Annotated in this window: 22 protein-coding genes; 21 read left to right on the plus strand and 1 reads right to left on the minus strand. The window is 55.0% G+C overall.

Translation table 11 applies throughout. The annotated features are described in order from the left end of the window. The 19 genes from ACIQ0G_RS03920 to ACIQ0G_RS04010 form a co-directional block, all read left to right on the plus strand. Positions 1 to 453 (plus strand): NuoB/complex I 20 kDa subunit family protein (locus ACIQ0G_RS03920; protein ID WP_397576780.1); only part of this gene is annotated, 453 nt, incomplete at its 5' end. Continuing rightward, complete coding sequence (locus ACIQ0G_RS03925) at positions 450 to 1,157, plus strand: NADH-quinone oxidoreductase subunit C (RefSeq protein ID WP_397576781.1); 708 nt, start codon at positions 450 to 452, stop codon at positions 1,155 to 1,157. The genes ACIQ0G_RS03920 and ACIQ0G_RS03925, both read left to right, overlap by 4 nt. 2 nt (positions 1,158 to 1,159) lie before the next feature. Further along, positions 1,160 to 2,365 carry an NADH-quinone oxidoreductase subunit D gene (locus ACIQ0G_RS03930; RefSeq protein ID WP_397576797.1) on the plus strand — a complete coding sequence of 402 codons (1,206 nt, stop codon included), beginning with the start codon at positions 1,160 to 1,162 and terminating at the stop codon, positions 2,363 to 2,365. A gap of 23 nt (positions 2,366 to 2,388) precedes the next feature. Beyond that, complete coding sequence (locus ACIQ0G_RS03935) at positions 2,389 to 2,694, plus strand: nuclear transport factor 2 family protein (RefSeq protein WP_397576798.1); 306 nt, start codon at positions 2,389 to 2,391, stop codon at positions 2,692 to 2,694. Positions 2,695 to 2,865: 171 nt separating this feature from the next. Continuing rightward, complete coding sequence (locus ACIQ0G_RS03940; RefSeq protein WP_397576782.1) at positions 2,866 to 3,534, plus strand: complex I 24 kDa subunit family protein; 669 nt, start codon at positions 2,866 to 2,868, stop codon at positions 3,532 to 3,534. Further along, a complete protein-coding gene (locus tag ACIQ0G_RS03945; RefSeq protein ID WP_397576783.1) occupies positions 3,534 to 3,671 on the plus strand; it encodes a hypothetical protein in 138 nt (45 codons plus the stop codon). Before ACIQ0G_RS03940 ends, ACIQ0G_RS03945 begins: the two co-directional genes overlap by 1 nt. Further along, positions 3,671 to 4,966 (plus strand): NADH-quinone oxidoreductase subunit NuoF, encoded by a 1,296-nt coding sequence (nuoF, locus tag ACIQ0G_RS03950; RefSeq protein WP_397576784.1) that lies wholly within the window; start codon positions 3,671 to 3,673, stop codon positions 4,964 to 4,966. Before ACIQ0G_RS03945 ends, nuoF begins: the two co-directional genes overlap by 1 nt. Before the next feature lie 2 nt (positions 4,967 to 4,968). Next, on the plus strand, positions 4,969 to 6,969 hold the full coding sequence (gene nuoG, locus ACIQ0G_RS03955) for an NADH-quinone oxidoreductase subunit NuoG (protein ID WP_397576785.1): 2,001 nt from the start codon (positions 4,969 to 4,971) through the stop codon (positions 6,967 to 6,969). Next, positions 6,966 to 8,012 carry an NADH-quinone oxidoreductase subunit NuoH gene (nuoH, locus tag ACIQ0G_RS03960; RefSeq protein WP_395635064.1) on the plus strand — a complete coding sequence of 349 codons (1,047 nt, stop codon included), beginning with the start codon at positions 6,966 to 6,968 and terminating at the stop codon, positions 8,010 to 8,012. The genes nuoG and nuoH overlap by 4 nt, the downstream gene beginning before the upstream one ends. After that, entirely contained in the window at positions 8,009 to 8,497 is a 489-nt protein-coding gene (nuoI, locus tag ACIQ0G_RS03965; RefSeq protein ID WP_397576786.1) for an NADH-quinone oxidoreductase subunit NuoI, read from the plus strand. The genes nuoH and nuoI overlap by 4 nt, the downstream gene beginning before the upstream one ends. A 12-nt stretch (positions 8,498 to 8,509) precedes the next feature. Beyond that, positions 8,510 to 9,130: an NADH-quinone oxidoreductase subunit J gene (locus tag ACIQ0G_RS03970; RefSeq protein ID WP_397576787.1), complete on the plus strand. Its 621-nt coding sequence runs from the start codon at positions 8,510 to 8,512 to the stop codon at positions 9,128 to 9,130. After that, positions 9,127 to 9,432 carry an NADH-quinone oxidoreductase subunit NuoK gene (nuoK, locus tag ACIQ0G_RS03975; RefSeq protein ID WP_306062092.1) on the plus strand — a complete coding sequence of 102 codons (306 nt, stop codon included), beginning with the start codon at positions 9,127 to 9,129 and terminating at the stop codon, positions 9,430 to 9,432. Before ACIQ0G_RS03970 ends, nuoK begins: the two co-directional genes overlap by 4 nt. A gap of 6 nt (positions 9,433 to 9,438) precedes the next feature. Next, a complete protein-coding gene (gene nuoL, locus ACIQ0G_RS03980) occupies positions 9,439 to 11,475 on the plus strand; it encodes an NADH-quinone oxidoreductase subunit L (protein WP_397576788.1) in 2,037 nt (678 codons plus the stop codon). Beyond that, positions 11,475 to 13,034 carry an NADH-quinone oxidoreductase subunit M gene (locus ACIQ0G_RS03985; RefSeq protein WP_397576789.1) on the plus strand — a complete coding sequence of 520 codons (1,560 nt, stop codon included), beginning with the start codon at positions 11,475 to 11,477 and terminating at the stop codon, positions 13,032 to 13,034. Before nuoL ends, ACIQ0G_RS03985 begins: the two co-directional genes overlap by 1 nt. A 2-nt stretch (positions 13,035 to 13,036) precedes the next feature. Further along, a complete protein-coding gene (nuoN, locus tag ACIQ0G_RS03990; RefSeq protein WP_397576790.1) occupies positions 13,037 to 14,479 on the plus strand; it encodes an NADH-quinone oxidoreductase subunit NuoN in 1,443 nt (480 codons plus the stop codon). Further along, a complete protein-coding gene (locus ACIQ0G_RS03995; protein ID WP_397576791.1) occupies positions 14,446 to 15,192 on the plus strand; it encodes a biotin--[acetyl-CoA-carboxylase] ligase in 747 nt (248 codons plus the stop codon). Before nuoN ends, ACIQ0G_RS03995 begins: the two co-directional genes overlap by 34 nt. An 11-nt stretch (positions 15,193 to 15,203) precedes the next feature. After that, positions 15,204 to 15,986: a type III pantothenate kinase gene (locus tag ACIQ0G_RS04000; RefSeq protein ID WP_397576792.1), complete on the plus strand. Its 783-nt coding sequence runs from the start codon at positions 15,204 to 15,206 to the stop codon at positions 15,984 to 15,986. Continuing rightward, positions 15,986 to 17,629: a ribonuclease J gene (locus ACIQ0G_RS04005; protein WP_397576793.1), complete on the plus strand. Its 1,644-nt coding sequence runs from the start codon at positions 15,986 to 15,988 to the stop codon at positions 17,627 to 17,629. Before ACIQ0G_RS04000 ends, ACIQ0G_RS04005 begins: the two co-directional genes overlap by 1 nt. Then, positions 17,626 to 17,898: a DUF1467 family protein gene (locus tag ACIQ0G_RS04010; protein WP_395628644.1), complete on the plus strand. Its 273-nt coding sequence runs from the start codon at positions 17,626 to 17,628 to the stop codon at positions 17,896 to 17,898. The genes ACIQ0G_RS04005 and ACIQ0G_RS04010 overlap by 4 nt, the downstream gene beginning before the upstream one ends. A 3-nt stretch (positions 17,899 to 17,901) precedes the next feature. Here ACIQ0G_RS04010 and ACIQ0G_RS04015 read toward each other — a convergent pair whose 3' ends face one another. Continuing rightward, positions 17,902 to 20,190 carry a hypothetical protein gene (locus tag ACIQ0G_RS04015; protein ID WP_397576794.1) on the minus strand — a complete coding sequence of 763 codons (2,289 nt, stop codon included), beginning with the start codon at positions 20,188 to 20,190 and terminating at the stop codon, positions 17,902 to 17,904. Between the two features lie 70 nt (positions 20,191 to 20,260). Here ACIQ0G_RS04015 and ACIQ0G_RS04020 point away from each other — a divergent pair, with 70 nt between their 5' ends. Both ACIQ0G_RS04020 and ACIQ0G_RS04025 read left to right on the plus strand, forming a co-directional pair. Further along, positions 20,261 to 20,572 (plus strand): Hpt domain-containing protein, encoded by a 312-nt coding sequence (locus ACIQ0G_RS04020; RefSeq protein ID WP_397576795.1) that lies wholly within the window; start codon positions 20,261 to 20,263, stop codon positions 20,570 to 20,572. A gap of 58 nt (positions 20,573 to 20,630) precedes the next feature. Beyond that, positions 20,631 to 20,855, plus strand: a 225-nt coding sequence (locus ACIQ0G_RS04025; protein ID WP_397576796.1) for a hypothetical protein, incomplete at its 3' end; no start/stop codon positions are given.

A 20,855-nucleotide genomic window follows, 5' to 3' on the forward strand; every position in this document is an offset into this window, starting at 1 on the left:
AAAGGTTTCGTCGTTTCCTCGACCGAAGACCTATTCAACTGGGCGCGCACCGGTTCTTTGTGGCCAATGACTTTTGGTTTGGCATGCTGTGCGGTCGAGATGATCCACGGCTATATGCCGCGTTATGACTTTGAACGGTTCGGTATCGCACCGCGCGCGTCACCGCGGCAATCGGACGTTATGATTGTGGCTGGTACCTTGTGCAACAAAATGGCCCCGGCCTTGCGCAAGGTGTACGACCAGATGTCGGAACCGAAATATGTCATTTCCATGGGCAGCTGCGCCAATGGTGGTGGCTATTATCATTATAGCTATAGCGTTGTGCGTGGGTGCGACCGTGTTGTCCCTGTGGACATTTATGTACCAGGATGCCCGCCAACAGCGGAGGCATTGTTGTACGGCATTATGCAGCTTCAGCGCAAAATCCGCCGGGTAGGGACAATCGAACGGTGAGCCATTCCGCGCCCCTTATTCACACGCCCGATGGGACGATTGCAGCCATCGCCAAGGCGCTGGGTTCCAATTTGGTATCCATTGAGGAAGCCAATGGCGAAGTCGCAGTGCATATCCACCGGGATTCGCTCGTTGAATGCATGATCAAGCTGCGCGACGAATGCGCGTATCAGCAGCTGATGGAGATGGCCGGCGTTGACTGGCCTGACCGTGATCCACGGTTTGAAGTTGTCTATTGCTTGCTCAGCCTGACCAAGAACCACCGTATTCGCGTCCATTTGACGACCAATGAAGATCATCCCGTGCCTTCGGTTACCGGCATTTGGCCTGTTGCCGGATGGTTGGAGCGCGAAGTGTTCGACATGTATGGCGTGCTGTTTTCGGGTAATTCCGATCTGCGTCGCATTTTGACCGATTATGGTTTTTCCGGGCATCCACAGCGTAAGGATTTCCCGCTGTCGGGTTATGTTGAGCTGCGTTATTCTGAAGAAGAAAAGCGCGTGAAATATGAGCCGGTCCAACTGGCACAAGATTTCCGTAACTTCGACTTTCTCTCGCCATGGGAAGGCGCAGATTATGTTCTGCCCGGCGACGAAAAAACCGGCGAAGGCTCAGCTGCGCCAGCGGGCGCAGACAAATCTGCGAGCAAAGAAGCGGTGAAGCGGACAGCGCGCAAGCCAAAGGCGACGGGAGACAAAGCATGAGCATGCAGCAAGATCTCGCCCCGACAACTGGCGATGAAGTCATCCAGAATTATACGATCAACTTTGGTCCGCAGCACCCTGCCGCGCACGGCGTTCTGCGTCTGGTCATGGAACTCGATGGTGAAATCGTTGAGCGTCTAGACCCGCATATCGGCCTGCTGCACCGCGGTACTGAAAAGCTGATCGAGTATAAAACCTATCTGCAGGCTTTGCCTTATTTTGATCGCTTGGATTATGCGTCGCCGATGGCGATGGAGCATAGCTATGTTCTGGCTGTCGAAAAGCTGCTCGATCTCGAAGTGCCCATCCGCGCGCAATATCTGCGTGTATTGTTTGCCGAATTGACGCGTATCAAAAACCATACGCTGAACATCGCGCACCACATTATCGATGTTGGTGCGATGACGCCGCCTTTGTGGCTGTATGAAATCCGCGAAGATTGCATGGCGTTTTATGAGCGGGCAAGTGGCGCGCGTATGCATGCCGCGTGGTTCCGCCCCGGTGGTGTGCATCAGGATGTGCCATTAAAGCTTTTGACCGATATCGCCGAATGGCTCGATGATCGCATGCCGCGTCTGTTTGAAGACGCGATGTCATTGGTGGTCGACAACCGTATTTTCAAACAGCGTAACGTTGATATCGCGATTGTCTCTAAAGAAGACGCGATCAAATGGGGCTTTTCCGGCCCAATGATCCGTGGCGCGGGTATTCCGTGGGATATCCGCAAGAGCCAGCCTTATGACGTGTATGCCAAAATGGATTTTGACATTCCTGTCGGCACGCGCGGCGATTGTTACGACCGGTTCATGGTCCGCGTTGAAGAAGTGCGTCAGTCCGTGCGCATTATGAAGCAATGTCTTCAGCAGATGCCGGAAGGCCCAGTCTGCAGCGACGACCGCAAGGTTTCGCCGCCAAAGCGCGCGGAAATGAAGCAGTCGATGGAAGCGTTGATCCATCACTTCAAACTTTACACCGAAGGTTTCAAGGTTCCTGCCGGCAGCGTCTATGTCGCGACCGAAAGCCCCAAGGGCGAGTTCGGCGTCTACTTGGTTTCTGACGGCACCAACAAGCCGTATCGTTGCAAAATCCGCCCGACGGCATTTTCGCATTTGCAGGCGATGGATTTCATGACCCGTGGGCATATGCTTGCGGATACCACCGCGATCTTGGGCGCGCTCGACATTGTGTTTGGGGAGTGTGACCGGTGAGCAAGCTGGCAATCACCACCCAAATGATCGCGTATTACAACGCACAGGATGCAGATGCCTATGTGTCGCTGATGACCGATGATGCCTGCGAAGCGGGCTATCGCGGTGCCGTTGTCCGTGACGGCAAGGAAGGCACGCGGGCGGGATTAAACGCGATGTTTGCCGAATATCCCGAGAACCGTGCAGAAATTCTGACTGCCTATGAACTCGGCGATTATGTAGCGTTGCATGAACGTGTGTTTCGCTCAGCGACGGCAGAGCCGTTTGAAGTTATGTCGATCTACAGTTTTGAAGGCGACAAGGTGTCGCGCGTGGAGTTTGTGCGATGACAAATTCTCGGCTCTCTTCATTCGTCACCCTGAACGTGTTTCAGGGTCCATTGTGCAGCCAGTCCGGCGCGTGCAGTGGCCAAACTGAATCGGAAACATTGCGTTCGATTTCAAAAATTGAGCGTGCGGATAAATGGACCCTGAAACACGTTCAGGGTGACGGAGTGTGTGGTGGCTGATTCAGTAGCAATTCCCGACGAAGCCGAAACCCGCGCGAAATGGAGCAGCTTCGCCTTTTCGCCAGCGTATAAGGCAAAGGCCGACATGTACATCGGACGCTACCCCGCCGGACGTCAGCAATCTGCGGTGATGGCGCTGCTTGATCTGGCGCAACGTCAGGTGGGCGAAGAAACGCGAACGCAAGGTTGGTTGCCGGTTCCCGTGATCGAATATGTCGCAAGCTATCTCGGCATGCCATATATGCGCGCATATGAAGTCGCGACCTTCTACACCATGTACAATCTCGCGCCCGTCGGCCGTTTCCATGTGCAAGTATGCGGCACCACGCCGTGCATGTTGCGCGGCTCGGACGATATCATGGCGGCATGTAAGAACCGGGGCCTCGTTAAAGGCGCAACAACGCCCGATGGCATGTTCACGCTGAACGAAGTTGAGTGCATGGGCAATTGCGCCTCTGCACCGATGGTTCAGATTAACGACGATAATTACGAAGATCTCGATTACGACAGCATGACCGCGATTTTGCAGGACTTGTCGGATGGGAAGCAGCCAAAGGTCGGCACACAGTTGCCCGGACGCCACACGGTTGAACCTTATGGCGGCGCCACGACTTTGCAGGCGATGGTTGATAAGAACCATGATTATCGGGGAGAGTATTGATGGAATTTCTCCCCCTCATCGGCGTTCTTGTCGCTGCGTTCGCGGCATGGAAACTGCTCAAGGGCATCATTAAACTTGCCGTCATTGCGCTATTGATTGCCGGCGGCGCATGGTTTCTTCTTGGAGGTTTGGGCTAATGCTCGCTGACAAAGACCGCATTTTTACCAACCTGTACGGCTATCAAGATTTTGGCTTGAAAGCTGCGCAGGCGCGTGGCGATTGGGACAAAACTGCCAATTTGATGAAGGCCGGACAAGACGCCATTATCGAAGAAGTGAAGGCGTCCGGACTTCGCGGTCGTGGTGGTGCTGGCTTCCCGACCGGTATGAAGTGGAGCTTCATGCCCAAGACACCGACGCCCGAACGTCCAAACTTCCTCGTCATCAATGCCGATGAATCTGAGCCCGGTTCGTGCAAAGACCGCGAAATCATTCGTCACGATCCGCACAAGCTGATCGAAGGTGCGTTGATCGCCGGTTTTGCGATGCGCGCGCGGGCGGCCTATATCTACATTCGCGGCGAATATATCTTCGAAGCCAAGGTCCTCGAAAAAGCTGTGGCAGAGGCATATTCAGCCGGGCTGCTGGGCAAGAATGCAGCTAAGTCAGGCTATGACTTTGACGTATTCGTCCATCGCGGCGCGGGCGCCTATATCTGCGGCGAAGAAACCGCGATGATCGAAAGCCTTGAAGGCAAAAAGGGGCAACCCCGCCTGAAGCCGCCATTCCCTGCAGGCGCAGGTCTTTATGGCTGCCCAACGACGGTGAACAATGTCGAGAGCATCGCGGTCGTCCCAACCATCCTGCGTCGCGGCGCGGCGTGGTTCAAAAGCTTTGGCCGTGAGAATAACCATGGCACGAAGCTGTTCCAGATTTCCGGCCATGTTGAAAAGCCATGCGTTGTCGAAGAAGAAATGGGCATTCCATTCCGCGAGCTGATCGAAAAGCATTGCGGCGGTATTCGCGGTGGTTGGGATAATTTGCTCGCCGTCATCCCGGGTGGTTCGTCGGTGCCTTTGGTGCCTGCCGCCATGATGATGGACGTGCCCATGGATTTTGATGGCTGTAAGGTCGTCGGCTCTGGCCTTGGGACCGCAGCGGTCATCGTTATGGACAAGTCGACCGACATCGTTCGCGCAATCTCGCGCCTGTCCTATTTCTATAAGCATGAAAGCTGCGGCCAATGCACGCCATGCCGCGAAGGCACTGGCTGGATGTGGCGCGTCATGGAAAAGATGCGCACGGGCAATGCCGAGATTGGCGACATTGATACGCTGTATGATGTTACGAAGCAGGTTGAAGGCCACACAATTTGTGCGCTCGGCGATGCCGCTGCTTGGCCAATTCAGGGCCTCATCAAGCATTTCCGTCCAGAGATGGAACGCCGCATCCATGAAGCCAAGGGCGACGATATGTTGGAGGCAGCAGAATAATAATGCCTAAAGTCACCGTAGACGGTTTAGAACTCGAAGTTCCTGCAGGCGCGACTGTGCTTCAGGCGTGTGAGATGGCGGGGAAGGAAATTCCACGCTTTTGCTATCATGAACGGCTGTCCATTGCGGGCAATTGCCGCATGTGCTTGGTCGAGGTTGCGCCTGGGCCGCCAAAGCCACAAGCAAGCTGTGCGCTGCCTGCCACCGAAGGGCAGATTATCAAGACCGACAGCCCGATGGTCAAAAAGGCACGCGAAGGGGTGATGGAGTTCCTGCTCATCAATCACCCGCTGGATTGTCCGATTTGCGACCAAGGCGGTGAATGCGATTTGCAGGACCAAAGCGTGGCTTATGGTCGCGGGGCTTCGCGTTTCGAAGAGAACAAGCGTGCGGTCACCGAAAAATATATGGGCCCAATCGTCAAAACGGCGATGACACGTTGCATCCAGTGCACACGTTGCGTTCGGTTCACGGAAGAAGTCGCTGGCATCGAAGAAGTCGGCGCGATTGGTCGCGGCGAGAATATGCAGATCACGACCTATCTGGAGCACGCCATGCAGAGCGAGCTTTCGGGTAATGTCGTTGACTTGTGTCCGGTGGGTGCGCTGACGTCGAAGCCTTATGCTTTCGAAGCACGCCCGTGGGAATTGAAAAAGACGCCAAGCATCGACGTGATGGACGCGGTTGGCACCAACATCCGTCTCGATAGCCGGGGCCGCGCCGTATTGCGCGCGCTTCCACGCATCAATGATGATGTGAACGAAGAATGGGCGTCAGATAAGACACGCCACGCCGTGGATGGCCTTACGCATCGTCGTTTGGACAAGCCGTATATCCGCAAGGATGGGAAGCTTGTTGCAGCCAGCTGGGCCGAAGCGTTTCACGCAATCAAGGCCAATTGGTTCGGCGATGCTGCGGTAATCGCGGGCGATCAGGTTGATTGCGAAACGATGTTTGCGGCGCGCGCGCTTGCAGGTGCGTCAATGCTTGAGGGCCGTCAAACGGGGCTAGCGTACGATACGTCATCGCTGTCGGCCGTAAACTTCAACACCACCATCGCGGGCATTGAAAATGCGGACGTGATCTTGTTGGTCGGCAGCGACCTGCGCCGTGAAGCACCTTTGGTGAACACGCGTATTCAAAAAGCCATCCGCAAGCGCGGTGCGAAGGTGTTTGCCATCGGGCCAGTAACGGATTTGACCTACAAGGTTGAATGGCTCGGCGATGATTTGAGCGCGCTGGCCAAGGCGCCGAAGGCACTTGCCGATGCGTTGAAGGCCGCAGAACGCCCAGCGATTATCGTCGGCGGCGGCGCACTGCGTTATGAAGGCGTCCATGGCGCGGCATTGGCGTTTGCGTCGAAATATAAGCTCGTCCGGGATGGCTGGAATGGCTTTAACGTGTTGCACTTTGCTGCGGCGCGTATGGGCGGACTGATGCTTGGATATGCGCATGATGGCGGTATCAAGGCGTTGGCGGCCAAGGCGCCCAAGCTAGCGTTCTTCCTCGCGGCGGACGAAGCTGATTACAGCCTGTTTGCGGGCAGCTTCAAAGTTTATGTCGGCCACCATGGCGACAATGGCGCGCATCATGCTGACGTCATTTTGCCAGGCGCAGCGTACAGCGAAAAATCCGGCACCTACGTCAACCTAGAAGGCCGCGTGCAGCGCGGGGAACGCGCCGTGTTCCCACCCGGCGATGCGCGTGAAGATTGGGCGATATTCCGCGCCTTGTCAGATGTGCTTGGTAAGCGCCTTCCGTTTGATAGCCTCGAAGCGCTCCGCGTTGAAATGTTCAACGCTGTCCCTGCATTGGGTGTCGAAGGCCTTGCCGATTATGGCTGGTCTGAACCCACATTGTCTTCAGCCGTAAATGGCAAGATCGCCGATTATCCGATTAAGGATTTCTACCTGACCAACGCAATCTGCCGCGCGTCGGAAACGATGCAGCGGTGCTCGGCAGAACTGGTGCACGGCACGCAATATCTGGAGGCAGCGGAATGACATCCTTCTTCCAAACCCTTGGGATGAGCTACGAAGCCGCATGGTTCACCGCAACCATCGCGGGCATATTGCTTATTGCATTGCCGCTGATGCTGGCCGTCGCCCTCATCATTTATGCCGAACGCAAGTTATGGGCAGCTTTTGCACTTCGCCGTGGTCCCAACGTGGTTGGTCCCTTCGGCGTCCTTCAGTCGTTTGCTGACGGACTTAAGGTGTTTTTGCAGGAAACAATCATCCCGAGCGCGTCGAACCGCGGGCTGTTTCTGATTGCGCCGATTATCACCTTCACCGTCGCGTTGATGGCATGGGCGGTTATTCCGTTTGCAGACGGCGTTGTGCTGTCCAACATCAACGTTGGCTTGCTCTATATTCTCGCGATCAGCAGCCTTGGCGTATATGGCGTGGTCATTGCCGGTTGGGCATCCAACTCCAAATATCCGTTTTATTCCGCCATGCGTGCGGCGGCACAGATGATTTCGTACGAAGTTTCTATTGGCTTCATTCTGATCTGCATCGTCCTTTGGGCCGGTACATTCAATGTGGGCGGCATCGTAGAGGGCCAGCGGGGCCATATCTTTGGCTTCATCAACGCTTATGCGTTCAACCCGTTGCTGTTCCCGATCGCTATCATGTTCCTCATCAGCTCCATGGCGGAAACCGCGCGCGCGCCTTTCGATTTGACCGAGGCGGAGAGCGAGCTGGTCGCCGGTTACCAGACCGAATATTCGTCGATGGCGTTCGCTTTGTTCTGGCTCGGCGAATATGCCAATGTGCTGTTGATGTGCGCGCTCAACGCCATTCTGTTTTGGGGTGGATATTTGCCGCCAGTGGATTGGGCACCATTATATGCCGTTCCCGGCATTATCTGGTTCTTCGCCAAAATCCTTTTGATGTTCTTTGTCTTCGCTTGGGTGAAGGCGACTGTACCGCGTTACCGTTATGACCAATTGATGCGTCTGGGTTGGAAGGTATTCCTGCCAATCTCGCTGTTCTGGGTCTTTTTGGTGAGCGGCTATCTTATGTTCACAGGACATTTCGCATGACCAGCATCGCGCATCTCATCAAAACCTTTACCCTTTGGGAATTCGTCAAGGCGCACTGGTTGACCTTGCAATATTTCTTCAAGCCAAAGGCGACGATCAACTATCCGTTCGAAAAGAACCCGTTGAGCCCGCGTTTTCGCGGAGAGCATGCTTTGCGGCGCTACCCCAATGGGGAAGAGCGGTGCATTGCTTGCAAGCTATGCGAAGCGGTGTGCCCCGCCTTGGCAATCACCATCGAGTCAGAACCGCGCGAAGATGGCAGCCGCCGCACGACGCGCTATGACATCGACATGACGAAGTGCATCTATTGCGGTTTCTGCCAAGAGGCGTGCCCAGTGGATGCAATTGTCGAGGGACCAAACCTCGAATTTGCAACCGAAACACGCGAGGAATTGTTTTATGACAAGGCCAAGCTTCTCGACAACGGCGCGAAATGGGAACGGGCAATTGCCGCGAACCTTGCCGCCGATGCACCCTATCGTTAAGGGCGGCCCATCGTGATCCAACTCGTCTCATTCTATATTTTCGCAAGTATCGTCATCGCGTCCGCCGCGATGGTCATCTTTGCGCGCAACCCCGTGCACAGCGTGCTGTGGTTAATCGTCGCGTTCTTTAACGCCGCTGGACTGATGGTCCTGATCGGCGCGGAATTTATCGCGATGCTGCTCGTCATTGTTTACGTTGGCGCAGTCGCCGTGCTGTTCCTGTTTGTGGTCATGATGCTCGACAACGACTTCGCCGAACTGCGCGCGGGTTTTGTGAAAAACGTTCCGCTTGGGTTATTGCTCGCCGTTGTTCTCGCCGCAGAGCTCGTGCTTGGCATTGGTGCATATCAGGCTGGTGCAGTTACATTGGGCACGCCAGAGGCGGGTGCAGCTACCGTGTCGGCGGCTGTTCCCAATATCGAAGCTATTGGCGGCCTATTGTATAGCAAATATGTGTTCATGTTTGAAACCGCGGGCCTCATTCTTTTGGTGGCCATGGTGGGCGCGATTGTTCTTACCCATCGTAAGAGCCATGGCACGCGCGGCCAGAGCATCAGCAGCCAGGTACAGCGCCGTCCCGAAGACGCGACGCGCAATGTCAATCAACCGGTAGGGCAGGGGATCGAGTTGTGATTGGTATCGAACATTATCTCGTGGTGAGCAGCATTCTGTTTGTCATGGGTATGCTGGGCATTTTCCTGAACCGCAAAAATGTGATCATCATCTTGATGGCAATCGAGCTCATTTTGCTGGCGGTAAATATCAACCTCGTTGCGTTCAGCGTCTTTCTGGGCGACCTTACCGGCCAGATTTTCGCGATGTTCGTGCTGACGGTGGCTGCGGGTGAAGCGGCTATCGGCCTTGCCATATTGGTCATCTACTTCCGTGGCCGGGGCACCATTGCCGTTGACGATGTCAACCGGATGAAGGGATAACATCCAGTGACTTCGATCCATATCATTGTTTTTCTGCCGCTTTTGGCTGCGCTCGTTGCGGGGCTTGGCCAACGCTTTATTGGCGCGGTTGCATCCAAAACGATTACCACAGCTGGCCTGTTCACGGCGTCATTGCTGAGCTGGCCGATTTTCATCGGCTTTCTCAACGGCAGCGAAACCGCTTATGTCGCGCCGGTGATGAACTGGGTCCAGTCGGGTGATTTGTCATTCGATTGGGAATTGCGCGTTGATGCGCTGACAGCAGTGATGTTGGTGGTTATCACCACCGTTTCCGCGCTCGTTCACCTGTATAGCTGGGGCTATATGGAAGAAGACCCCGATCAGCCGCGCTTCTTTGCGTATCTGTCGTTGTTCACCTTCGCGATGTTGATGCTCGTGACCGCCAACAATCTCGTCCAAATGTTCTTTGGATGGGAAGGGGTCGGTCTTGCGTCTTATCTGTTGATTGGTTTTTGGTACAGAAAACCAAGCGCGAATGCCGCCGCGATTAAGGCATTTGTCGTGAACCGCGTTGGCGACCTTGGCTTCATGCTGGGTATCTTCGGCGTGTTCTGGTTGTTTGGCACGGTGTCCATTCCGGACATTTTGGCGGCCGCACCTGACAAGGTCGGCTCAAGCATTGGTTTCCTTGGGTTCCGCGTCGATACGATGAGCTTGCTGTGCATATTATTGTTCATCGGCGCGATGGGCAAATCGGCGCAGTTGGGCCTGCACACATGGCTGCCCGACGCGATGGAAGGTCCGACACCCGTGTCGGCGCTTATTCACGCGGCAACGATGGTTACCGCCGGCGTGTTCATGGTTTGCCGTCTGTCGCCATTGTTTGAAACAAGCCAGTTTGCGCTCGACGTTGTGACGATAGTCGGCGCAACAACCGCGATTTTTGCAGCGACCGTTGGCTTGGTGCAGACCGACATCAAGCGCGTCATTGCGTACTCCACATGCTCGCAGCTTGGATATATGTTCTTTGCCGCGGGCACGGGCGCATATGGCGCGGCGATGTTCCATTTGTTCACGCACGCATTCTTTAAGGCTTTGTTGTTCCTTGGCGCGGGCTCAGTCATCCACGCGATGCATCATGAACAGGACATGCGTTATTATGGCGGTTTGCGGAAACATATCCCGCTGACCTTCTGGGCCATGATGGCGGGCACTTTGGCGATTACCGGCGTTGGTATTGTTGGCGTCGGCGGGTTCGCTGGTTTCTATTCCAAGGATGCGATCATCGAAGCCGCATTTGCGAGCCACTCGACCTTCCATATGTATGCGTTTGGCATTGGCGTTCTCGCTGCTCTGTTGACCAGCTTCTACAGCTGGCGCCTGATGTTCCTCACATTCTTCGGAACGCCGCGTTGGGCACAGTCGGAGCATATTCAACATGCGATGCACGACCATGGCGATCATGATGAACATACCCATGCCCATGCCCATGCCGGGCACGATGACGGTACCGCTGGCTATCATCCACATGAAAGCCCGCTACCGATGCTCATTCCGCTGGGCGTGCTGACATTGGGCGCGATTTTCGCTGGTTTTGTATTCCACGGAGGCTTCATTGAAGCCGAAACCGGCAAAGCATTTTGGGCGAACAGCACATTGTTCTTCAACGAACATTTGATGCACGCCATGCATGAGGTTCCAATGTGGGTGAAGCTGTCGTCGACAGTGGCCATGCTGACCGGATTGTTGGTTGCTTTTGTGATGTATCAGCAGTCGAAAGATGCGCCGCAGCGCTTGGCGACTGCCTTTGCACCATTGTACCGTTTCTTCCTGAACAAATGGTATTTCGACGAATTATATGATGCAGTCTTCGTCCGCCCGGCGTTCTGGTTTGGACGCCTGTTCTGGAAGCAGGGCGACATCGGCATCATCGACCGGTTTGGGCCGAACGGTTCGGCTGCTGTAGTTTCCTTTGGCAGCAAGCTCGCGGTTAAAATGCAGTCGGGTTATCTTTATACATATGCGCTGGTGATGCTTTTGGGCCTTGTCACAGCGGTTAGCTGGATGATGGTGAGAACATAATGAACGCCGCAGATATGCCTGTCCTTTCAATCATGCTCGCCATTCCAATGGTGGCGGCTGCATTGTGCTTGTTCGTTCGTGCGGAATTGGCGCGCCCGATTGCGCTTGGTGCGACGCTCGTCAACTTCATTCTCGGTGTGGTGCTGTGGATCAGCTATGATCCCGCAGGCGCGCAGTGGCAGTTCACCGAAAGCGCGCAGTTGTTCGGCCCGATTGGCTGGAAACTTGGCATTGACGGTATTTCGTTGACGCTCATCATGCTGTCGGTGTTCCTGATGCCCATTTGCATCGGCGCAAGCTGGAACAGCATTCAGAAGCGCGTTGGCGAATATATGGCGGCTTTCCTGTTGATGGAAACGCTGATGATCGGCGTGTTCGCGGCGCAGGACCTGTTGCTGTTCTACATCTTCTTCGAAGCCGGTTTGATCCCGATGTATCTCATCATTGGTATTTGGGGTGGTCAGGACCGCATTTACGCGTCGTACAAATTCTTCCTCTACACCTTGCTTGGGTCGGTGGTGATGCTGATCGCGATGTTGTGGATGATCCAGTTTGCTGGCACCGCAGACATCCCGACGTTGCTCAACACAGATTTCCCTGTGCAGGCGCAGACATTGTTGTGGTTGGCATTTTTTGCATCCTTTGCGGTCAAGATGCCGATGTGGCCCGTGCACACATGGCTTCCCGATGCGCACGTTCAGGCACCAACGGCGGGTTCGGTCATTCTGGCTGGCGTGTTGCTGAAAATGGGTGGTTATGGCTTCCTGCGTTTCTCTTTGCCGATGTTCCCAGAGGCGAGCGCCGACTTCATTCCTTTGGTGTTCGGCCTGTCGATGGTCGCGGTTGTTTACACATCGCTGGTGGCGCTGGTGCAGCAGGATATGAAAAAACTGATCGCCTATTCGTCGGTCGCCCACATGGCGATTGTGACGGTTGGCCTCTTCACCTTTAACCAACAGGGTATTGAAGGCGCGATCATCGTGATGCTCAGCCACGGTTTGGTATCTGGCGCGCTCTTCCTTTGCGTTGGCGTGATCTACGACCGTCTGCACACACGCGAAATCAGCCGTTACGGCGGCATCAGCGTGAATATGCCCAAATATGCATTGCTGTTCATGCTGTTTACCATGGCCAGCGTCGGCTTGCCCGGAACAAGCGGCTTTGTCGGTGAGTTTCTGAGCCTTGCGGGTGCCTATAAGGTGTCCACTTGGGCCACGCTGATTGCGACAACGGGCATCATCCTTGGCGCTGGATATATGCTGTATCTTTATCGCCGGATCGCATTCGGGCCGCAGGCCAATGCAGACGCCGCCGCGATGCAGGATATTGATGGCCGCGAAATGTGGTTGCTTGCGCCGATTGCGGTCGTTGTGTTGTGGATGGGCGTATATCCCGAAACATTCCTCGCCCCCATTCGCCGCGATGTTGCGACGATTGTTGAACGTATCGAACGGGCGGCTCCAGCTGGCGACAGTAAATTGATGGCCGTCGACCCGACCACAGCGCGCTTTCGCGTTGTTGATGAACCTAAAAAAGACGTGGCTGAGGGGAGCCATTAATAATGGAACTTAATGCTTCGCTCTCCTTGGTGCGTCCTGAGATCATTCTCAGCTTCTCCGCGCTTGCCTTGCTTTTGTTGGCTGCATGGATGGATCAGGCCGGACGCCTCATCAGCATATTGGCTGTTGCGGCTCTAGGTGCCGCCGCTGCCTTCACCGCCAGCTCGCTTGGTTCGGGCGCCAGCGCCTCGGCCTTTGATGGCTTGATGGTGAATGATGCCTTTGGCAATTTCTCCAAGCTGCTAATTTACATTGCTGGGGCTGTTTCTCTGACCATCGCCCCGCGGTTCTTGGAGAAAGCAGGCGCAATGCGCGCTGAATATCCGGTTCTTATCGTGCTCTCCTGCGTCGGTATGGGCATTATGGTATCGGCGACGGACCTGATCTCCTTGTATATCGGTCTGGAGCTTCAGAGCCTCTCGGCTTATGTTCTGGCCAGCTTCGTGCGCTCGGATGGCCGTTCGGCGGAAGCCGGCCTCAAATATTTCGTCCTTGGCGCTCTTGCGAGCGGTATGCTGCTTTTCGGCGCATCCTTGGTCTATGGCTTTGCTGGATCGACAGGCTTTGCCGCAATCGGCCTCGCGATGGACAAGGAAGTCGGCCTTGGCCTGATCTTTGGTATCGTGTTCATCCTATCCGGATTGGCGTTCAAGATCAGTGCCGCGCCATTCCATATGTGGACGCCCGACGTTTACGAAGGTGCACCAACGCCGGTCACCGCATTTTTTGCGAGCGCACCAAAGGTTGCGGCCATCGCTTTGTTGATGCGCGTTGTGCTTGAGGCATTTGGTTCGCAGATTCTCGTGTGGCAGCAAATCATTATTGCGGTGGCGCTGATGTCGATCATCATCGGCGCGGTTGGCGCAATCGGTCAGCAAAACCTCAAGCGCCTGATGGCGTACAGCTCGATCAACAATGTCGGTTTCATCCTCATCGGGCTTGCCACCGGAACCGAGCAGGGCATTGCCGCCATGCTTGTCTATCTGACTATTTATGTCGCCATGACCTTGGGCGGATTTGTGTGCTTGATGCAACTCAAGGACAAAGACGGCAACTATCGGGAAGAATTTGCCGATATCGCTGGCTTGTCAAAGACGCGCCCGGCGCTTGCCGCGGCCTTTGCCATCTTCATGTTCAGCCTCGCGGGCATTCCGCCATTGTTCGGTTTCTGGGGTAAGCTGGTGGTATTTAATGCCGCTGTCGCCGCAGGCCTGCTGCCATTGGCCGTTATTGGCATTTCGGCTTCGGTTATTGGCGCATTCTATTACCTTAAGGTTGTCAAAGTGATGTACTTTGATGATGCGGCAGATGTGATCGCCCAAAGCGATGACAAGGTGCTGGTCTGGACCGGTGGCATTCTTGCCGCGGCCAACTCGCCGCTTGGGTATTTTGCCATTCCAGCGCTCGGCGTTTGGACTGCGGTTGCTGCAAAGGCGCTGTTCTGACGCTGATATTTGAAGAGGTTGCGCTCACTGGGTCAACGAACGCGGATTTGTTGACGCGCGCTGCGCAGGGCGCTCCCGAAGGATTATGGCTTCGCGCTGATGCGCAGGACGGCGGCAGAGGCCGTCTCGGCCGCAGCTGGGAAAGTCCAAAGGGCAATCTGTTCGCAAGCACGATCGTTCGTTTGCGCGATACCGACCCTGCGGCAGCCAGCCTGGCATTTGTAACAGCATTGGCCGTGTTCGACGCCATCCGGCAGATCGCACCGCATGTCGACATTTCTCTGAAATGGCCAAATGACATTCTCTCGCGCGATGGGTCGAAATTGTGTGGGATATTGTTGGAACGATCGGCCGATGCGGTCATTGTTGGCATTGGGCTGAACCTGGTTTGGCATCCGGAAAATCTTGACCGCAAGGTGTCAGACTTACGCACGCTTGGCGCGACACCACCCGACGCGCAGTCGAGTGTGGAAATCGTGGCGGATGCCTTTGCACGCTACCTGGCGATCTGGCGGCTGTCGGGCACGGGCACGATTATCCGGCAGTGGGAAGAATGTGCGCATCCCCGCGGAACAGCGCTGTCGGCACGATTGCCGGATGGAGAGGAACTGCATGGGCTTTTCCAAGGATTGGACGATCAAGGTGCGCTGCGGCTTAGCTTGGCGGACGGCGCAATTCGTGCCATTCACGCAGCAGATGTTTTTCTAGTTTAAAGGGGTGGGCGATGTTGCTCGCAATAGACACGGGTAATACCAACGCGAAGTTTGCTTTGGTCGATGACAGCGGCGAGATATTGCACCGCTGGCGCATCGCCACAGACGCACGCCGCACTGCCGATGAATATGCGGTCTGGTTGGATCAGCTCATCCAAATGGCGGGGTACAAGCGTTCGGATATCGATGCCGTAATCATCGCGACCGTCGTGCCGCGCGCGCTGCACAATCTACAGCTGTTGGCGACGCGCTATTTTGGCTGTGAAGCACTTGTGGCTGGGCGCGGCGCTGTTGGGTGGGGCATTCAGCTGCGTGTTGCGGAACCGAAATCGGTTGGCGCAGACCGCGCCGTGAATGCCATTGCGGCACATGCGCTCGCAGACGGGCATAAGATCGTGATCAGTTTTGGCACGGCGACGACGTTTGACTATATCGGCCCCGATGGCTCTTATCACGGCGGAAGCATCGCGCCGGGCGTTAATCTGTCGCTTGATGCCTTATATGGCGCAGCGGCCATGCTGCCGCGCATTGCAATCGAACCACCGCCGAATGAAAGTGTCATTGGCACAACCACTGTTGGACAAATGCAGATTGGCATCTATTGGGGCTATGTGGCAATGATCGAGGGAATGATTGCCCGAATGAAGAATGAAATTGGTGAACCGGTATCGGTTATTGCGACCGGCGGTTTGGCAATCTTGTTTCAGCAACATGGCCATTTATTTGACCGGGTAGAACCCGATTTGACGCTGCGGGGGCTGGCGCTTTTGTACAGGAATAGAGAAAAAACATAATGACGACCCCAAAAAATGAACTGCTTTTCCTTGCTCTTGGCGGGTCAAATGAAATTGGCATGAACGTCAATTTATATGGTTGCGATGGCAAGTGGGTAATGGTCGACCTTGGCCTCACTTTTGCCAATTCAGAGTATCCCGGCGTTGACCTCGTACTTCCAGATCTGGAATTTATCGAGAAGCGGAAAAAAGACCTTTTGGGCATCGTCCTGACGCATGGTCATGAAGACCATATTGGTGCGGTGGCCTATTTTGCCGCGGACCTCGGCGTGCCGTTGTACGCGACGCCTTTCACAGCAACGCTCGTTCGCGGCAAGCTTGAAGAAGAAGGCATCGCGGATATTGTGGAACTGAATGTCATTCCCATGGAAGGCGCATTCTCCATGGGGCCATTCGATTTTAAATTTGTGACGCTGGCGCACTCCATCCTTGAAATGAGCGCCTGTTTGATCACCACGCCTTACGGCAAGATTTTCCATACCGGTGACTGGAAATTGGACGAACGGCCTGTTTTGGGTCGCCCGACGACCGCCGACGCGCTAACCGCGATTGGGGACACAGGTGTATTGGCGATGGTGTGCGATTCCACCAACGTCTTCAATCTTGAACATAGCGGCAGCGAAGGCAGCGTGAAGGACGACCTACTAAAGTCCGTCAAGGCCGCCAAGGGGCGGGTTGTTGTTACAACTTTCGCGTCCAACGCGGCGCGATTGCAGACCTTGGGCGAAGTCGCGCGCGAGAGCGGTCGAACCTTGTGCTTTGCGGGTCGGTCTTTGCACCGTATCCTTGAGGCAGCGCAGGCCAATGGCTATTTGAAAGACCTGCCCAAAACCATTGATATGGAAAGCGTCGATAGCCTTGCGCGTCATGAAGTCATGGTCGTTGCGACTGGCGGGCAGGGCGAAGCCCGTGCTGCGCTGGCGCGCATTGCCGAAGGAAATCATCCGGTGAAGCTGGAGGAGGGGGACACCGTCATCTTCTCGTCCAAGCAGATCCCGGGCAATGAAATCGCCATTGGCATCATCATGAACAAGCTGGCCGAGCGCAACATTCTGACGGTCACCGAAAAGCAGGCACATGTCCATGTATCGGGTCACCCGGGGCAGCCGGAGCTTGCGGCTCTATATGACTGGATTAGACCTGAAATCCTCGTCCCAGTGCATGGCGAGCGCCGGCACATGGCAGAGCAAGCCCGTTTCGCGCGCGCGCATGGCGTTCCAAAGGCTGTTGTGCAGTCAAATGGTGACGTTGTGCGTTTGGCACCCGGCGAACCGAAGACGATTGGCAAGGAACGTACTGGGCGCCTTATCCTAGATGGTGACACTATCATTGCGGCGGACGGCGCCACGTTGAACGAACGCCGGCGTCTGTCGTGGTACGGATTGATTTCAGTCGCGTTCGCGCTTGGTGCGAATGACAAATTGCTGGGCAGTCCGGAAATCCGTTTGCATGGCGTTCCCATCGAAGAAGATCTGGATGATTTTATCGACGAAGCCACTACCGCTGCGGTAAAGGCGATTAAAGACAATCGAGGCGATTATGAAAAGCTGCGCGAATCCGTTCGTTTGGCCGTTCGCCGTGTTGCCGTTAGCTGGACCGGCAAAAAACCAATTGTTGATGTGATGATATTGGAGACCGCATGAGCTGGACATCAATTATAGCGATTTACGCGCTTTTTTGGGTGATGACCGCGTTTGTCATCCTTCCCATCGGCGTGCGTACGCATGAAGAATTGGGGCTGCCTAAGGTACCAGGACAAGCCGACAGCGCCCCTGGGAACTTCCAACCCCGCACCATCCTTTTGCGGACAACATTGTTATCCGCAGCGCTCTTTGGGCTATATTACGCCAATTATGTCTATGGCTGGGTCGACCGCCACAGTTTTGACTGGCTGATACATCGGCCTGTTTAAGGCTTATTTCCGAAGCCGCTCGATCGCTTGGGCCAGCGCAACATATAGCTTTCCAATATCGGACGACAGCAGCGTGACGCCAATGGGATTACCATCACGTGTGCTGAGCAACAGGCGCATGATGCCTTCAAAGTCGTGCACATAGCGGTTCACATGTTCGCGGAATTCGCTGTCGTTGCCATAATGATTGGCGATGATTTTTGCTTCTTTTGAATCGATAAGGCGCACGGCACGGCGCGTAAATACGCCTCGGTCGCCCTTGAGATAGGACGCCCATGCCGTGTCAGTGATGTCGTTCGACAATATTTTCGCAACGTCGATGGCCGTTGAGTTGAGCGATTCGGTCAACAGCACCATGCGGCGGGCGAAGCTGTCATCTTGCACCGATTCAAAACTGTTTTTGCTATCGGCAATGCGGCCTTCAAGAGTGGTCGTCATTTCACCCAGCTCAGCCAGTTGTTTGACGACCAGACCGGTCGCAGCTTCGGATAGCTCTACATTGCGCTCAATCGCTTCCTGAACGGCAGCATTCATCGACGCGACTTGCGCATCCAACGCATTGGCAAGAGCCGTTCGGTTTTGTTCGGTCAGCTGATCGGAGATATGCGCGAGTTCATCATCCAAAATCTTCCGGCTGCTTTCCGCTGCAGCGCGGGTGGATTCGCGGACACGCAGCAATGCGGTCACTAGCTGGCCATTTGCCTCATCCGACATTTCCTGAAGCAGCGATTGTGTTTGTCGCAACGACGAACCAAGTGCATCGACTTGGTCATGGCGGGCGGCGAAATGGGCATCGCTCTGCGTCATCAGTGCGTCCACAGAGTCGCGCTGGGTCGCAATAATCTGCTCCAGACCGTTCAGTTTCTCAAGCATGCTGCCACTCAATTGCTCGAGCGATTCTGCGTTCGACAAAGCGGACTTTATCTGGGCGACGCCATCGGCCAATTGCACGCTGAGGACATCCATAGATGCAGGAATTGTCTCGCTGATTTCATGGTTCGCCGTGCCAAGCGACTCCAGCAGCTTGTGGGACTGGTCAATCAGCTGTTGAGTGACAAGTTGATTGTCTGTCAGCGCCGAACCAACTGTGCGCGTGCTCTCGCCCAAGGCGGATACGGCAAAGGCCAGTTTGGATGTTTGGTCGGTCGCAACGCGGTCAACTTCCGAAATCTGTTGTGCGCTTGAATGAATGTGCGCGCTAATCGTGGCAATCATGGCACGGATGCGCGCCTCTTCCTGATCGGTCTGGCTACCAACGTCGCCAAGTGCCTTACGCAAGTCGGAAAGGCTTGACTGAATCTGTTCCTGACTAACGGAGAGGATCGCGCCGATATCGCCCGATGCCTGCGCGATACCGCTGGACATGGCTTGCGTTGCGCTGTCCATCAACGTCGCCATTTCGGCGCTCCGATCAAGCGCCTCTGCACTCCGCATGTCGAGCAGTTTTGCACTGCTGCTCAGCGACTGCTCCAATTTAACAGCCATGTCGTCGGCGCGCACTTCAACGCCATCGACATAATCGCGAACCGATTTGCCGGCATCGCGAACGCGCTCCAAAGTCGCAATGAGCGATTTGATCTGCATCTGGGCGTTGTTGCCAGCGCTTCCGATCTGGTTGGTCACATCTTTCGCTGCGCTTGTAACAACTGGCAAATGCTTGCGGAGCTGCTCGAGATTTGTGTTTGCGGATTGGCTTACAGTCTCAAGTGTCTTTGCTTTTTGGTCGCTATCGGCGAGCGCCGCGGTAAGGACCTGGGCTGACTCCATCAATTTTTGGGACGACTGGCGTCCAAGCGACTCGAGATCGCGCGCATTTTGCGACAAAAACTCGCGGGCCAACGCGATTTCTTCGTTCACGGTGCGCATCCGCTGGCTCAGTAAAACGCTTTCGTTGCGCAACGACGCTGCGACGTTACCAAATCGGGTTGCTTCCCGGCTGCTGTTACGCATCACCAACAACCAAGACACGGCGATCAACAATGCGGGAACGGCCCAACGCACAATGAGTTCAACAATGCGATTGTTGCTGAGGCCTGCTTGCGCCTCAGCCCAATAGGTCAGTCCGAAAAATGCAGTCCAACCCGCAAATGCAAGGAGTAGCACTGTCGGCACCACAAATGCCAAAACACTACGCCGCGGCTGTTCAACGTCAAACGCATCTTCAAAATTCGCTGTGTCGACAGCATCGGGAAGCGAATCCCCCGTCGCATGCGTTTCCGCCGCGACACTGTCGTGCGAAGATTGGTCTGAGATATGCTGCGTCAAGCCGACGATTTTAGAACGAGAGGTCATAATCCCTTAATTACCATATTATTGCGACAGAGAAACGTAAACTTAACATTATGTGTTGTAACCCCGAAAAATGTCGATGGATTATGGAGCATTTGACACAGCGTTAAAGGCTGCAGTGGGGGATGACGCATCCTTAATGGCGGAACTGCGTGCGTCTTTCGTCGAGAGCGTAAAGCGCCAAATCAGTCTGTTGTCGCGGTCGCGTTGCGACGCAAATTGGCAGTATTCCAGCTGGCGTTTAAAAGGATTGGCGGCAAGCTTTGGCGCAATACATCTCATGACGCTGGCTGACGAAGCAAGAAAAGGCGCGCCCGGTGATCCTGTCGTCATTCGCAAACTCAACAAAGCAATATGCGAAATCGAACATTTCATTGCGCAATGATTGATCCATTTTTGTAGATTTTGATTGGCAAAAGACATCTAATCTTCATATCTGACCTATGGTGTCCACGCGCATTCCCGAAAAGCTCTCTGTCGCGCTGCTCTCCGTTACCGGTGGTGACGTGTCCGCGTCGCGAGCGCCTACGGACAAGCCAAATACTGAGTTGGCGGGCGGTTCACTCGTGGAGTATCAGATTAAAACGCTTTTCCGCGCGGGAATTACACGGTTTCTCGTTGAAGTGGAAAATATGGACGGGGCAATGTTGGCCTTGGCCGATCAATGG

The organism is Sphingorhabdus sp., from assembly GCF_044354325.1.
Lineage (GTDB): Bacteria > Pseudomonadota > Alphaproteobacteria > Sphingomonadales > Sphingomonadaceae > Sphingorhabdus_B.

What these genes read in the sequence shown, in the direction of transcription:
- ACIQ0G_RS04005 (WP_397576793.1), top strand. Translation starts at nt 15,986, where the DNA reads ATGACGACCCCAAAAAATGAACTGCTTTTCCTTGCTCTTGGCGGGTCA.
- ACIQ0G_RS04020 (WP_397576795.1), top strand. Translation starts at nt 20,261, where the DNA reads ATGTCGATGGATTATGGAGCATTTGACACAGCGTTAAAGGCTGCAGTG.
- nuoG (WP_397576785.1), top strand. Translation starts at nt 4,969, where the DNA reads ATGCCTAAAGTCACCGTAGACGGTTTAGAACTCGAAGTTCCTGCAGGC.
- ACIQ0G_RS04015 (WP_397576794.1), bottom strand. Translation starts at nt 20,190, where the DNA reads ATGACCTCTCGTTCTAAAATCGTCGGCTTGACGCAGCATATCTCAGAC.
- nuoH (WP_395635064.1), top strand. Translation starts at nt 6,966, where the DNA reads ATGACATCCTTCTTCCAAACCCTTGGGATGAGCTACGAAGCCGCATGG.
- ACIQ0G_RS03985 (WP_397576789.1), top strand. Translation starts at nt 11,475, where the DNA reads ATGAACGCCGCAGATATGCCTGTCCTTTCAATCATGCTCGCCATTCCA.
- ACIQ0G_RS03930 (WP_397576797.1), top strand. Translation starts at nt 1,160, where the DNA reads ATGCAGCAAGATCTCGCCCCGACAACTGGCGATGAAGTCATCCAGAAT.
- nuoI (WP_397576786.1), top strand. Translation starts at nt 8,009, where the DNA reads ATGACCAGCATCGCGCATCTCATCAAAACCTTTACCCTTTGGGAATTC.
- ACIQ0G_RS04010 (WP_395628644.1), top strand. Translation starts at nt 17,626, where the DNA reads ATGAGCTGGACATCAATTATAGCGATTTACGCGCTTTTTTGGGTGATG.
- nuoN (WP_397576790.1), top strand. Translation starts at nt 13,037, where the DNA reads ATGGAACTTAATGCTTCGCTCTCCTTGGTGCGTCCTGAGATCATTCTC.
- ACIQ0G_RS03935 (WP_397576798.1), top strand. Translation starts at nt 2,389, where the DNA reads ATGATCGCGTATTACAACGCACAGGATGCAGATGCCTATGTGTCGCTG.
- ACIQ0G_RS03945 (WP_397576783.1), top strand. Translation starts at nt 3,534, where the DNA reads ATGGAATTTCTCCCCCTCATCGGCGTTCTTGTCGCTGCGTTCGCGGCA.
- nuoF (WP_397576784.1), top strand. Translation starts at nt 3,671, where the DNA reads ATGCTCGCTGACAAAGACCGCATTTTTACCAACCTGTACGGCTATCAA.
- ACIQ0G_RS04000 (WP_397576792.1), top strand. Translation starts at nt 15,204, where the DNA reads ATGTTGCTCGCAATAGACACGGGTAATACCAACGCGAAGTTTGCTTTG.